A 14,255-nucleotide genomic window follows, 5' to 3' on the forward strand; every position below is an offset into this window, starting at 1 on the left:
CTGCTTTCACTGTGTTAAGGTGTATCAATTTAATGTGTTGGTAATTCCTCTCGGAGTCATTTCTTTTATTATGCTTGTGGCTGGGTTGATGAGGCTGCTCAATAGCCACAGGGTCAAATCGTCCGCCGTTCAAATGACCGTAGCATGCGACGCAGAAAAGCCTGGTGCGTAACCTACTAATTAGATACTAAATCGAACCATGACAGAAAAAAAATGGACACTTAAAAGCATTGCAGCGCATCTTGGTGTGTCGAATGCAACGGTATCCAATGCCTTTAACCGCCCCGATCAACTGTCCGCTAAAAAGCGCGAGGAGATCCTGGCTGCTTGCAAGGCATTGGGTTATTTCGGTCCAAATAAAGCCGCCCGATCTTTGAGAAAGGGCACGTTTAACATTGTTGCACTGGTTTTACCGGATAGTGTGGAATACATGGTGTCCGATCCCGTAGCCAGTAGCTTTATGCGAGGTGTGGCTAAAGTACTGGAGCCACAGGGAATTAATCTACTGCTATTTTCGGGCAACACTGACAGTGTTAACAATGTCCTGGATTTTGTCGATGGCTTTATTTGTTATGGACGGCCACGTAACCCAAAGTTGATAGAACAATTAGCAACGGTGACCAAACAGGTCGTTACCGTAGATTTTGAACTTGAGGGACAGGCCAGTGTGAATATCAATAATCGCCAGGCAGCCTATGATGTGGCTGAAGCAGCCCTGACCCGGTTCGAGGCACCATCAAAACAAGCTGATATCGCCATCCTCGGACTGAGGTTACTTGATACCGAGTTGATATGTCGGGTGTATGATCGTCATTTGCCTCAGCTAAACACCTCAATTGCACACCAAAGATTGGCAGGTTACCGGCAGGCGCTGCAAGACCATCAGGTTGGACTGCCTGACGACAGGATCTGGAATATTCCGGAAAGTAGCGAGCGCTATGCTCGAATTGCCGCCAAAGAGGCCCTTGCCGTTCAGCCAAGGCCCAATGTATTACTATGTATGAGTGATTTAATTGCACTGGCTGCAGCGCGTGAGGCATTCTCTCAGGGGATCCGAGTCCCGCAAGAGCTTAAAATAGTTGGGTTTGACGGAATTGACGAGGCCCAGTTGTTTCAACCTGCTATTACGACGATACATCAAAACAGTGAGAATAAAGGTGAACAAGCTGCTAGTTTGTTTATTGGCAAAGAGAAACAGCAAGTATGCCTGCCTTTTGAACTCAGAGCAGGGCAGTCAATCTGACGGCCCCGACATCAGCTAATTCAGCTCCTACAGTAACTCAGCCAGGTTGACGCGCTTTATTTGCCCAGGCTCTTCGAGCGTTATGGACGCTGCTCTTGTTGTCAGGTTGACCTCTAATTTGGCACTGACTTGCTGATTGTGCCACTGCAAAGAGAACGTATCTTGTGCTCCTGACAAAACAAATTCTCCGTCGAATGCACTGCTTTGATTTCGTAATTCAATCAGCTTACACAGCCCGTTGACTACGGGTTTGGATAACGCATCTTTAACTTGTTGCTCATTAAGATAGCTACGATTGATATCTCTACCAACGTTTGTACTTTCAAGCAGATCCATATCATTGTGAAGCGCTAGCAGGCCACCATAATAAACTTGCGGAACGCCGGGAGAAAAGAACTGAATGGCCCGGGCTATCAGGTAGTCAAGATCAGTGCGCCCAAGCGCATCATAGTAGGTACAATTGACCTGGTACAAATCAACGTTGCTTGCGGCGGCACCGGTTGCCTGCTTGCTCTCACCTTGGCTATTTATATGAATGGTTTCTACCAGAGTGTCGATTTGCTGTGCATTGAGCAGACCGGGTTTGTTTCCGTCCGGGCCCGCGTCCACAATGCCGATACCGTCATGAGTATCGAGTACTGTCAGGCAATTGCGAGGCGATTGTTGCAACCAACACAGCAGGGCATCGGCATTATTGCTGAACAAAGTGTGCAAGATTAACGGAGGCAAAGCAAAGTCGTATACGCGATCTACTTTCGATGCCACGTCAATTTGAGTCTGATAATGGCTGTGGATCTCCGCAATGGTTTCCATACCGAGCGCATTGGCCTGACGCGACAGTTGGTTGATAAACTCGAATGATTCAGGGGTCATAAAACAACTTGTTCCTGCGCGTTTTATGGCATACCCGGCCGCGTCAAGGCGAATAATCTTTACATTGTTTTGCGCAAACAAAGTGAGAATTTTGTCCAGATACGCTTTGCCCTGAGGTGTTTCTACATTGATATCAACTTGGTTATCAGTGAAGGTGGTCCAGAAATTGACCGTGCCACCATTATCGAGCTTTTTGGTGGTAAAACAGCTGGTTGGTCGAGGTCTGAATATTGTCTTGGCTTGCTCGTGATTTATTCCATCGGGAAAAATATCGCGTTCCTTTAAAAACAAAGGCCAGTAGGGCGACTGTTCGCCGTGTTTGAGTACATCCTGAAATTCTGGCGATTGAGCCGAAGCGTGATTGACGATTAAATCGGCCATCACCTCAAAGCGCTCCCCAAGTGCCTTCACACTTGCCCAGTTGCCCAGTCTTTCATCAACCTCACTGTGGTCTATCGGATCGAACCCGGCATCACTACCGTCAATCGGGTAATAAAACGGCAGGATATGGACACCGCCGAACAATCCCGCTAACGGACCGTCCAACAGCTGAGTGAGTTCAGTCAGGCCTGCACCGCTTAAGCGATCGGCGTAGGTTATCAGTTGCACTTGGTTTTTCATGGTTCAGTTCAATTCTCATTGTTGAAACTTAATCGATTAAGTTATATCTTTAATCAGTACGACAAGATATTCAAGCACTATTTACAGGAAAATTGGCACAAGGGTGCGATTGAGTTTTAAACTTAACCGGGCTTTGCCGCAATACCTAAGAGGTAATAACTATGACAAGCAGCAACTTAGGCGCATTGCGCTGGCTGACATACATGATGTTCTTTATGTTTGCCATGACATCGGATGCCGTGGGCGTGATCATTCCTGAGCTGATCCGGGATTATCAATTAACCATGACGCAGGCGAGCGCGTTTCATTACGCGCCAATGATTTGGATTGCCGCCAGTGGCCTGTTGCTGGGCTTTATGGCCGATAAAATAGGTCACAAGCCGACCATCATCATTGGCTTTGTACTTTTTGCCGGCGCCTGTTTTGGCTTTGCAATGGGCAAAACGTTTATCACCTTTGTGTGCTTACTGAGTGTGATTGGCCTGGCAATCGGCCTGTTTAAAACCGCTGCACTGGCTTTGTTAGGCTCACTGACGCCAACCAGTCAGGCGCACACCCGGACCATGAACATGGTTGAAGGCTTCTTTGCCGTTGGCGCCATCGTGGGCCCGGCAGCGGTAAGTTACATGCTGGCGTCGGGTGTCAGCTGGGTTTACCTCTATATTCTGGCAGGAGGGTTATGCAGCGTTTTGTGTTTAATCACGTTCGTTGTGAAGTTTCCTGAACGGCCCGCTAAGCAGGTTAACCAAGACAGTGGATTCAGGCAGACTCTGCTGATGCTCAAAGAAAAACATGCACTGGGTTTTTCGGGCGCCATTGCGCTGTATGTCGCAACAGAAGTGGCCATTTATGTATGGATGCCGACTTTGCTCAAAACCTACGAAGGGAGCTGGAGCCTGCTGGCAACCTACGCACTCACCATCTTTTTTATTTTGCGGGCGGTGGGGCGCTTTATGGCAGTCTGGTTGTTAAACCTGTTTAGCTGGCAGAGCGTGATGTTTGCGCTGAGCACCGCCATTTTTCTGTGCTACCTGGTGACTTTTGTGTTTGGCGTCAATGCCGCGATAGTTGCATTACCGCTCAGTGGACTGTTTATGTCGATGATTTACCCAACCTTAAATTCGAAAGGGATCTCCTGCTTTGACAAACACCAACATGGTTCAGTCGCTGGTGTGATTTTATTTTTTACTGCGCTCTCAGCGGCGCTTGCACCACTTTTGATGGGTATGGTCAGCGATTATTTCGGTCACATCCGTTATGGTTTTGCGTTAGCAATGGGTTTTGCAGCCTTGCTGATGCTGGCTATGGCTTACAATTTCTGGAAAGACCCGGCGCAAGCCCGGCTTATGACAGCATGCTAGCTAACTATTTCATATTTTAGATCAATAGGTTAATTAAATAAAAATCAAATAACGGCAATTTATGATTGCAAAGAGACCGATATTTGCTAATTTACTTAATCGATTAAGTAAATGGATCCACTGAATGTGGTGCCAGCATCTATAATTGACAACAAAGAGGCACATTATGACAACATACACCCCCAGTTGGTTTGCACTCAGTGCACTGACTCTGGCTCTCAGCACCACGGCGTTGGCTGAAGAGAAAAAGACACAAGCAAATACACAGGCGCAAAATGAGCTGGAAAAAATCATTGTGACTGGCGTACCGCAAAGACGTACCGTGATGGCATCGAGTGTGTCGGTAAGCAGTATCTCTGCTGAGCAGGTAAGCGTTGCAACGCCCAGAACCACGGCGGAGGCGTTTCGCTTATTACCAGGCGTAAGGTCTGAGTCAACAGGGGGCGAGGGGAATGCAAATATTGCGGTACGTGGGCTACCAGTCGCTGCCGGAGGCGCAAAATTCCTGCAATTGCAGGAAGATGGTTTGCCTGTACTACAATTTGGCGATATCGCGTTTGGTAATGCCGATATCTTTATGCGCCTCGACAATACTGTGCAATCTATAGAGTCCATCCGTGGTGGCTCTGCATCTACCGCAGCCAGTAACGCACCAGGTGGAATTATCAATTTCATTTCTAAAACGGGCGAAAGTGAATCGGGCAGCATAGCGACCACCTTTGGTCTGGATTATGACGAGTTCAGAACTGATTTTGAATTTGGCACTTACTTGTCAGACAGCGTACGGTTTCATGTCGGTGGCTTTGTACGTCAGGGAGAGGGGCCGAGAGATACCGGATATACAGGAAACAAAGGTGGTCAAATAAAAGCTAATCTGACTAAAGAGTTTGAGTCCGGTTATATCCGAGTCTATTTGAAACACCTGGATGACCGCAGTACTGCTTACCTGCCCATGCCAATGTATGCCAATGGAGATTCAATCGCCGGGTTTGATGCCCTGTCAGATACACCACATTCTGCTTTGTTTATACAAACTCAGGGGTTGGGTGCCGATAATGATATTCGTCGTGGCGATATGCGTGATGGCATGCATCCGCAGGTCGACAGTGTTGGCGTTGAGGCCAGCTTTGATCTCGACAATGACTGGAAAATCGAGAATCGTTTTCGCATAGCTCAGGTTAAAGGCACCTTTAATTCTCCATTTCCTGCTGAAGTGGGGAATGCGCAATCCATTGCTCAGAGCATTGCAGGTGAAGGTTCGACTTTAAAGTATGCCAACGGTGCGCATGCGGGGAGTGTGTTTGAAGACGACAACCTGATGCGAATTCATACATTTGATGTTGAGATGCAAGACTTTGGCTCACTGGTGAATGACATCAAGCTCACGAAACAATTGGGTGATACATCAGTGACCCTGGGCTATTTTGCATCAGAGCAAAGCATTGAAATGTCATGGCTTTGGAACTCCTATCTGATGGAAATAAAGGGCAATAACGCGGCACTGGTGGATGTGTATTCAGCAGAGGGGACCGCCTTTTCCGAGCAGGGATTATACGCCTACGGCACACCTGCCTGGGGCAACTGCTGTCAGCGAAACTATGACACTGAATACTCGACGCGTGCACCTTATCTGGCGCTCTCTTCTGTGCTTGGCGACCTGACGCTGGATGCCAGCGTACGTTATGACTCAGGGGAAGCGACAGGGACGTATGCCGGAGCTGTTGTGTCGCAGCGTGATATCAACTTTGATGGAGTTATCTCTAAGCCAGAAGAGGCGGTTGCAGGTATTGATCTGGCTAACTCTTCGCTGGTGGACTATGACTGGCACTATACGAGTTATTCAGTCGGCGCCAATTACCTACTGAGCCCGACTCTGGCAATGTTTGGACGTTTTAGTGAAGGTGCCCGAGCTAATGCTGACAGGCTATTATTCGGTAAAGTTAACCCGGACGGAAGCGTGGCAAAAGAGGATGCAATAGATGAAGTAACTCAACTGGAGTTTGGCCTCAAGCAACGATTGGAAAACGGCAGTGTGTTTGCAACTGCGTTTTATGCTCAGACCGAAGAGCAAAATTTTGAAGCAACCAGTCAACGCTTCTTTGACAGAGAATACGAGGCGTATGGTATTGAACTCGAAGGGGTCTACTTTATTGGTTCGTTCGACTTCAGAGGCAGTCTGACCTGGACGGATGCAGAAATAGCGAAAGATGCTCTGGCGCCTGAAGTGGTGGGCAACACGCCACGGCGACAGGCTGATTTTATTTACTCTTTAATGGCGCGTTACAACCTGACTCAGGGAGCCGTTGGTCTGAGTCTGATAGGGTCCGGCGATGCCTATGCACAGGATAATAATGATCTCAAATTTGACGGGTACACACAAGTTAATGCATTTGCCAGCTATGATCTGACGGATGACTTGTCATTATCTTTGAACGTGAACAACCTGTTTAATGCGGTCGGGATCACCGAAGCGGAGGAAGGCAGTATTCCTGAAACTGGTATCATCAGAGCTCGGGCTATTAATGGGCGGACAACCTCCTTTACCGTTAATTACCAATTCTAGCGTGTTTCAAAGCGTGACAATTACCAGGCGTATCCGAATCGACTGGTACCCGCAATGATGGCAGTGTCGACAGACACTGCCTTTTTCGTCTTTGCGGCCAGGAGCCCGATTAATGACATAGCTAGCTGATATCAACATTAATGAAATGATGACTAAAGATTAATATTGCGTTGACGAGGTACAGAGGATGTGGGCATTATGAGGACATTAATTCAAAGGAAAGTGCATAACAATGAATAAGTATACTGGATTGCTTTGTCTTTCGTTATTGCCCACTCTACTGCTGAGCGCTTGTGGAGGCAGTGGTGCGTCGAATGGTGATAATCAAAACAACTCTGCGCAGGATCAGGCACGAGAAAGTGCAACTGATTTAGTCAAAAACTACATCAAACCAGCCCCTTTGGCAGTTAACTCCGATGTTGAACACTACCAAATTGCTATGGTGGGTAATAGTCACTCCAGTGGCCTTGCCCCAACTCTTAAGCACACGATTGAAACTATGGCGCCCGATAAAACCGTCAATGTTGAAGTGTTAGGGTTTGGCTTCACTGACAATTTGATTAGCGACTATGAAGTAGTTAAGCGCTTTACGCAACCTGATACACCCTGGACACATTTGATAATTCAGGGTCAGAAATATTCTCAGTCTATGTCGAAGTCTTATTCGACAGAAGCAACCAGACAGTGGGTCGCAATGGCCAAAACACATGGCGCTACACCTATTTTGTTTCCTGAACATCCACAAAGAGGGAATAGTGTAGAAGGTGGCTATGTTCATGGTATTCACAAGTCTATAGCTGCCGCAGAGCCAAGTTGTCTGGCACCCATAGCAAAGGCCTGGTACGGCGCTCTGGCCAGTAGACCTGAATTAGCACTACATGCTGCAGACGGCAATCATGCTGACTCCTTGGGTATCCTGTTAAGCTCTCTGGTATTCACGCAAATCATCACCGGACAATCCGTAGATACAGGAGCTACCAGTATTGTGGCCGGGGTGTCGCCCGAACTGCAAGGAGAGCTGGCTCAACATGCGGCACAGGCTATTGCTGAACAACCGGCCTGCCCGGAGAATGTTTAAAAAAGATTAAAGAGCAGGAATATCACGGTATTTATCTCTGGTGCGATAAAACAGGACAGTGAACGTATTCCGGGTTTATCGATAATGCATTTCCTGCAGTCCATACTTTTTGGCTATCACTGCAAGGCGGCCATCCAGCTGTAACCTGAGCACACCCAGATCAAGCGCCAGTGAGAGTTTTTCGCTACTCGTCAGTTTGGGAGAAAAGGCGATGTAAGCGCTCTCCCGGGGGCTGACGGATCCAACGGATTTGATTTTGTCAATGATCCCCATTCTCTTAGCCTGAAACCAGACTACCGGACCGGCATCCACATAGACATCAATGCGCTTACTTGTTAGCAGTAGCAGGCTGCGTTTTACAACATTGTCTCCGGAAATTTGCGTAATGTAGCTGTTGGGAGACGTGCGGTGAGATTTTATATAGGCATTTAGCAAGTGACCGTAGTCGTAGCCTTGGACAACACCAAGGCGCACTTTGTTGAGGGAGTGTTGATTGTTGAATGCCCAGGTGTTCTCTGCGAGTGTGAATAATGTATTTGGGCTGAGTTTGAGAATTGGGATTTTTGGAAAATAAAAATCCGGCGCGTCATCTTTGAACGCGCCCACGATCGCATGTATTTTTCCTTCGCGAGCCTGATGAATGGCTCTGAGCCAAGGCATTTCAATGTACCGCACTTCATACCCGGAGATTGCCAGTGCTTCGGTGGCGACATCAATCATAAACCCTTTGTCTTTATCATTTTCTCCGCAGTTCACCGGGCACCAGTTGTCTCCAGCAATAAGGACCAACCTGTCGCTGTTTGATAACACCGCTAGCGGAAACAAGAACAGACAAAAAAGTGTGATACGTAGCATATTGCGGTAAATGAATGATGATACAGGGAGTCTAGTCAAAAAACGTTAGTCCGGCAACGTATTGAAGAGCGCCTAGATTGCCAGTCTCTGTTTTGATATTGCTAAAGCTGCTTGTGAAACTAATACAAAGTCAGCAGAGTATTGTGCGGTTATCGTAAAGCGCCCTTTGTTTCCATAATATCCTGAATTTAATTAATATATTTTCTTACTATCTTAAAGTCATCCAGAAATCATCCGGAAGTCAGGTAGAGCGGAGCTGCTTTCGCTAGGTTATCGCTTATACAAACAGGAGAGGTAACATGATCAAACAAAAGATAGTGACGAGCTTAATGGTAACCCTGCTTATGGGCAGTTTTAGTCAGTTAACAATGGCAAAGTGTGCTCAGCCCATAGAGGCCACGCAGGCTGAATTAGAGGGAGGGTACCGGGATGTTACAGAGCTTAAAAGCGCCTTTATTGATACCGCACCAAAGCGACGAAATGATGGTTTGGCTGTAGGTGCGGTTGGTATTGATGGGGGCAACAAAGCGCTAATAATTAAATTGGCACAAGAAATAGAAAACAACATGCATGGGCAGTTCGACAGTTTACTCATCGCCCATAAGGGCAAGTTGGTGTTTGAGTCTTATTACTCTCGTGGTCGTATCAACCTGCCTCATTATCAGGCGTCAGCAACTAAGGTATACACGAGTCTGGCGCTTGGCAGGGCCATACAGTTGGGTTATCTGAGCATGGCAGATCTGGACAAACCTTTGGTGAGTTTCTTAAAGGGTCTGGATAGCAGCAAGCTGACAACAGGCAGTGATAAAATCACGCTCAATCTGGCCCTGACCATGCGCTCAGGTATTCGACTGAGTGACGAGCAAAAGAAAGGATTGGAACAAATATCTGAACAGCTTAAAGGTCAGCAACATGCTCAGGCGTTGCTGGAGCGCAGTGCTCCCATTAGTGCACAAACGCAGGCATTTAAATATCAGGATGACCCGATGCTGATCATGCATGTGATTGATGCCGTAGTGCCCGGATCCGCGGAAGCGTTTATCAAGCAAGAGCTACTTGATAAGCTGGGGATCGAGCAATATCGTTGGCAAACCGCTGATAACGGCCTTCCTGAAGCAGGCTGGCGAGTCGACATGACATCCCGTGATATGCTCAAGTGGGGCACTTTAGCCAGCAACAAAGGCAAGTGGCAGGGTGAACAGTTGATCCCGCAAGGTTACATCACAAAAGCAATCAGCCCTCAACTCTATACTGGGGATGAAGACATGTTTGGGGGCGGTAAAGATGTTTCTAAACAGGGCTATGGTTATTACTGGTGGAACGCTGAGCTTCAATCAGGAGAGAAACGTTTCTATAGTGTGTCTGCTCAGGGGGGCGGTGGTCAGTATATTATTTTGGTCGAAGAACTTGGCTTAGTTGTTGTGGTGACTGCCAATCGAAGGGAAAACAGCACACTGCAATTAATGGCAGAACGGGTGTTGCCTGCCTTTATGTAGCAGTAAATGGAGAATAACTGTCAAAGGGCTATTCTCCTTTGTAAAACAATTAATTGGTATTCTACGAGTATTGGCATAGGATCGTTATACATTCATCTCACAAAGAAATTGAAATGCGTAAAACGGTTGTTGTTGCCATTAGCGGCGCTTCAGGAAGTGGAAAAACGTCTCTGGTAAAAGTGCTTTCTGCGCGTTTCGGATGTCCCGGCATATTCTTTGATGACTATGTCGATACTCGGAGCTATCCACGGAATTTGCGGCAATGGCACGCAGATGGGGCGGATGTATCCAAAATTAAAACGCCAGCTATGAATAAGGCACTAGAATTAGGTTTTGCAGGCAGACCCGAATATGTGTTTGTTGAAGAGCCATTTGGCAAAGCACGTGCCAGCATCGCGTCGTTGATAGATTATGTGGTGCTGCTTGATCTGCCATTGGCGCTGTGTTTATCACGTGTGATCAACAGACATTTTGTCCTCAGGCAGTCGGATTCACCCAATGCCCTTCAAGACTATCTGATAAAATATCAGGATCATTTAAAAGAAATTTATGCAGACACGGTCAGTATGGCCCGGTGCAACTGCGATATGAGCATTACACAGGATCTGCCGGTTGAGGCCTGCGCTGACAAAGTGGCGGACTGGCTACAGTCGTTGCGAGTATAAGGTAAAAAACAGTGAAGGTATTGGTAACGGGTTCGGCAGGTAGAGTTGGGCGGGCAATTTATATCAAACTGATGCGTGAATACGAGGTGGTTGGTTTAGATAAAACCCCTTGTTCAACGGCTGATTTGGTTGGGGACATTCGTGATATCGATTTGTTAAACGAGGCCGTTGAGGGCATTGATGTAGTTGTCCATACAGCAGCTCTGCATGCCCCTCATGTAGGGCTGGTTGATGAAGATATGTTTCAGTCCATCAATCTAGACGCGACAAAACAACTTGCTCTGACTGGAGTTCGGGCTGGGATAAAGCACTTTGTTTTTACCAGCACGACTGCCTTGTACGGTCATGCTTCTACACCCTCAGGGCGCGCAGGTTGGATCACCGAGCAAACCGTACCTCAGCCAAAGTCGGTTTATCACCGAAGTAAAATATTGGCAGAGCAAGCATTACAAACTATCTCGACAGAGCATAGTTTGCCGGTAACGGTGTTACAAATGTCGCGCTGTTTTCCTGAGCCTGCTGATCTCATGTCAATCTACAGGCTGACACGTGGTATTGACGCCAGAGATGTGGCGACGGCACATTTATGTGCCATACAAAAAAGGTTGACGGGCTTTAGGCGTTTTATCATCTCAGGCTCCACACCTTTTAGCCGCACAGACTGTGAGCGTTTATACCAGGATGCACCGGCTGTCATCGCTGAAAAATGCCCTGACCTGATGTCGGTATTTAAGCAACGTAACTGGTCTTTGCCTAAGTCTCTTGACCGGGTATATGACTCTTCGGCCGCACGGCAGCAACTGCAATGGCAACCAACACATGATTTTAATCGAGTATTGGAGATGCTGGATACCGAAACTGCTGAGGTATTACCCTGTATACGTGGTCGCTCTCTGCCATAAACAAATTGTGCAAAAACCCGCAGAATTCGCTTAAAGTTTGTTCGGCCTGGCCGATACCAAACTACATGGATGGAGCGGAGGAGCTATGAAAATTGAAAATGCACAAGTTAATATGAGTAATAAGCATGAGGGTCAGGCCCATGTTTATGAAAAGCGGACTGAAATTTCGGATCCACCAACGTCTGAGAACGTTAACCCTACCCAGTCTGGTAATGGGGGCCAGACCCTGCAGGGGGAGGTGTCGGACGTAGACAGTACGTCGACAGAGCTGGATATGCAGACCAGCGCCAGAATGTACATCCTGAAATTGCTGGTTGAAAAACTCTCAGGCAGTGACGTTCAGTGGTATGACGCTGTGGTGGGAAAAGATATTTCACATGCTGAAATGTCCGAGATTATGTCGGCGGGAGAGCAGGAAAATGCCAGCCCAACTGAGCCTACACAGGTTATCGTCGAGCGGTTGGCACACGAGAGCCAGTCAAACGTCTTCAAAGCCGATGGGCAAATTCGGCTTGAAAGCGGGGAGCAGATCAGTTTCGCGTTTAAGTCTGTCTTCGAGCAGTCACATACCAGTTATGAACGCACCATTGAAAACGTGAATATGAAAGATCCCCTGATCATCAGTTTCACCAATCGTGCCGTAGAGTTGGACAGCGAGCGTATGGATTTTGATATAGATGCTGATGGTGACGCAGATACCTTTGCGCAACTGAAAAAGGGGTACGGTTATCTGGCATTGGATCTCAATCAAAACAATCAAATCGACGATGGTAAGGAGCTGTTTGGTGCGCTCAGTGGCAATGGGTTTGCCGACCTGGCCAAGTATGACGACGACGGAAACGGCTTTATTGATGAAAATGACAGTATCTTTGACAGCCTAAAGGTTTGGGTCAAAAACAAAGAACAGGATGAATTAGTGTCACTCAATGATGCCAACATAGGTGCCATTGCTCTGCAAAATGCAGACACACCTATGAACATCAGAGCAGACGGGCAGTTACAGGGCGCAATTCGAAAATCGGGTTTTTATCTTGATGAGAACGGAAAGCCAGGCCTTGTTCAGCAGGTTGATTATGTGGTTTAAGATCTAAATTTACGTATGCTTGGCAATTAACAGCTATGGTTCGCGCTCGTTTAAGGTACAATTGCATCTGATTGTATCGGCGCTGGGTTATTTAATATGTAACCACGCTGTCATTTACTATCAAGATCTTTACTGCTGTACGCTGATAGCTCCCTCCAGAGTTAGCTAGTGTGCGCTATGGTATTTGTTAGGTGTATTATAGTGAAATTTAAAACTTTAACTGCGTTGCTTATGGTCGGTGTGCTCTCTGCGTGCCAGACAACCCTCCACCCTGAAAATCGTATATCAATAAGTAACGTTATAGAGCAAACTACGTCAGACACCCAGATTCAAGAGGGTGAAATAAGGCTATCCAATGTGGAAGTCGGTAAATATGATCGCAAAGGTGGGCTGTATGCATTAAGCTTGAAGTCGTCAAGCTATATACAGGGTGACTACCAACACACTCCATTCTGGGTTATTGAGCCGGACTACTTGGATGCCTTCAAGGAGATATTAGCAAATTTCTTGGAGCCAACAGACGATGATGAGCCATTTAGCAGAGTTGACCTTGGCAAGGCAGGTTCAGTTATCGTCTTTCATGGCGTCGATGAACTGTCTCTGAAAAACTTCATGAATGGTTCATTTACATTTACCAGAGAAACTGTTGCTGAGCTATATCAGTTTCTGAACAAGCCTTATGTTTTGCCAGGCGCTGAAAAGCCCAATAGGGTTGGTATATAGGCAGCTCCATAGCGAGTCAGGCAGGCTCGCTATGGTTTGTTTATGAATGTAATTTTAGAGTTCCAGAATATAAATATGAACAGGGCAAGAGCGTAGCAGTATAATGCGATATTGTACCGGTCAAGCGTTCTAAAGTGAGCAAATAATGCAGTTTATATATGTAATGGATCCTATGTGTGGCTGGTGCTACGGCTTTCAGCCAGAGTTAGAGTTGTTTTTGTCCAACCGTCCCGGGGCCGAGATTAGTTGGGTTATGGGAGGCCTGGCACCTGACACAACCGAGCCGATGGATCCGGCGCTCAGAGACACCATCGCTTCTTATTGGCGGCAAATAGAGCGCAAAACCCAGGTGGTGTTTAATCATGACTTTTGGCAGCTCAACACCCCCGTGCGTGCGACTTATCAGGCTTGTCGAGCCGTGATTGCCGCACAAAGTATACGGGAAAACAGTGCTATGGACATGGCAAAAGCCATTCAGCGAGCCTACTATCAGCTCGCACAAAACCCTTCTTTGGATGACACACTGATAGCGTGCGCAGACTCCATCGGGCTCGATAAGCCAAAATTTCAGGAAGTACTGGGCAGTGCTCAGACACAAACACAACTCAACCAGCATCTGGAGTTAACACGTCGTTTAAGGGTTTCTGGCTTTCCTGCGTTGTTTTATGTCAATGAACAGGACAACGCTTATCCTCTGACATTGGGGTTTTGCAGCGCAACAGAACTTGAGCAGCGCTTTGGGCAACTGCCAACAGAATGAACTGTAATCTATTCTTACAAAATGAAACGGC

Annotated in this window: 12 protein-coding genes; 10 read left to right on the forward strand and 2 right to left on the reverse strand. The window is 47.1% G+C overall.

What is annotated here, in order from left to right:
• Positions 1-199 precede the first annotated feature (199 nt).
• The gene (locus ACXAH1_RS03965) at positions 200-1,243 is read left to right on the forward strand and encodes a LacI family DNA-binding transcriptional regulator (RefSeq protein ID WP_475194004.1); all 1,044 of its coding nucleotides are present in this window, start codon (positions 200-202) and stop codon (positions 1,241-1,243) included.
• A 27-nt stretch (positions 1,244-1,270) separates the two neighbouring features.
• Here ACXAH1_RS03965 and gtfA read toward each other — a convergent pair whose 3' ends face one another.
• A complete protein-coding gene (gene gtfA, locus ACXAH1_RS03970; protein WP_475194006.1) occupies positions 1,271-2,737 on the reverse strand; it encodes a sucrose phosphorylase in 1,467 nt (488 codons plus the stop codon).
• 161 nt (positions 2,738-2,898) lie between these two features.
• Between gtfA and ACXAH1_RS03975 the strand changes: the two genes are divergently transcribed.
• The 3 genes from ACXAH1_RS03975 to ACXAH1_RS03985 all read left to right on the forward strand — a co-directional run bounded on the left by ACXAH1_RS03975 (position 2,899) and on the right by ACXAH1_RS03985 (position 7,739).
• On the forward strand, positions 2,899-4,098 hold the full coding sequence (locus ACXAH1_RS03975) for an MFS transporter (protein WP_475194009.1): 1,200 nt from the start codon (positions 2,899-2,901) through the stop codon (positions 4,096-4,098).
• A gap of 166 nt (positions 4,099-4,264) precedes the next feature.
• Positions 4,265-6,661 carry a TonB-dependent receptor domain-containing protein gene (locus tag ACXAH1_RS03980; protein WP_475194010.1) on the forward strand — a complete coding sequence of 799 codons (2,397 nt, stop codon included), beginning with the start codon at positions 4,265-4,267 and terminating at the stop codon, positions 6,659-6,661.
• Positions 6,662-6,893: 232 nt separating this feature from the next.
• On the forward strand, positions 6,894-7,739 hold the full coding sequence (locus ACXAH1_RS03985) for a hypothetical protein (RefSeq protein WP_475194012.1): 846 nt from the start codon (positions 6,894-6,896) through the stop codon (positions 7,737-7,739).
• A 75-nt stretch (positions 7,740-7,814) separates the two neighbouring features.
• Here ACXAH1_RS03985 and ACXAH1_RS03990 read toward each other — a convergent pair whose 3' ends face one another.
• The gene (locus tag ACXAH1_RS03990; protein WP_475194014.1) at positions 7,815-8,495 is read right to left on the reverse strand and encodes a substrate-binding periplasmic protein; all 681 of its coding nucleotides are present in this window, start codon (positions 8,493-8,495) and stop codon (positions 7,815-7,817) included.
• Between the two features lie 398 nt (positions 8,496-8,893).
• Here ACXAH1_RS03990 and ACXAH1_RS03995 point away from each other — a divergent pair, with 398 nt between their 5' ends.
• The 6 genes from ACXAH1_RS03995 (at position 8,894) to ACXAH1_RS04020 (ending at position 14,224) form a co-directional block, all read left to right on the forward strand.
• Positions 8,894-10,090, forward strand: coding sequence for a serine hydrolase domain-containing protein (locus tag ACXAH1_RS03995; protein WP_475194015.1), 1,197 nt, complete (start codon positions 8,894-8,896; stop codon positions 10,088-10,090).
• A 113-nt stretch (positions 10,091-10,203) separates the two neighbouring features.
• A complete protein-coding gene (locus ACXAH1_RS04000; RefSeq protein WP_475194017.1) occupies positions 10,204-10,755 on the forward strand; it encodes a nucleoside/nucleotide kinase family protein in 552 nt (183 codons plus the stop codon).
• Between the two features lie 11 nt (positions 10,756-10,766).
• Positions 10,767-11,657, forward strand: coding sequence for an NAD-dependent epimerase/dehydratase family protein (locus ACXAH1_RS04005; RefSeq protein WP_475194018.1), 891 nt, complete (start codon positions 10,767-10,769; stop codon positions 11,655-11,657).
• An 85-nt stretch (positions 11,658-11,742) separates the two neighbouring features.
• Positions 11,743-12,741 carry a hypothetical protein gene (locus tag ACXAH1_RS04010; RefSeq protein ID WP_475194020.1) on the forward strand — a complete coding sequence of 333 codons (999 nt, stop codon included), beginning with the start codon at positions 11,743-11,745 and terminating at the stop codon, positions 12,739-12,741.
• A gap of 201 nt (positions 12,742-12,942) precedes the next feature.
• A complete protein-coding gene (locus ACXAH1_RS04015) occupies positions 12,943-13,464 on the forward strand; it encodes a hypothetical protein (RefSeq protein WP_475194021.1) in 522 nt (173 codons plus the stop codon).
• A gap of 145 nt (positions 13,465-13,609) precedes the next feature.
• Positions 13,610-14,224, forward strand: coding sequence for a DsbA family protein (locus ACXAH1_RS04020; protein WP_475194022.1), 615 nt, complete (start codon positions 13,610-13,612; stop codon positions 14,222-14,224).
• The last annotated feature ends 31 nt before the right edge of the window (positions 14,225-14,255 follow it).

Source organism: Pseudoalteromonas sp. AWH4_217 (genome assembly GCF_056161105.1).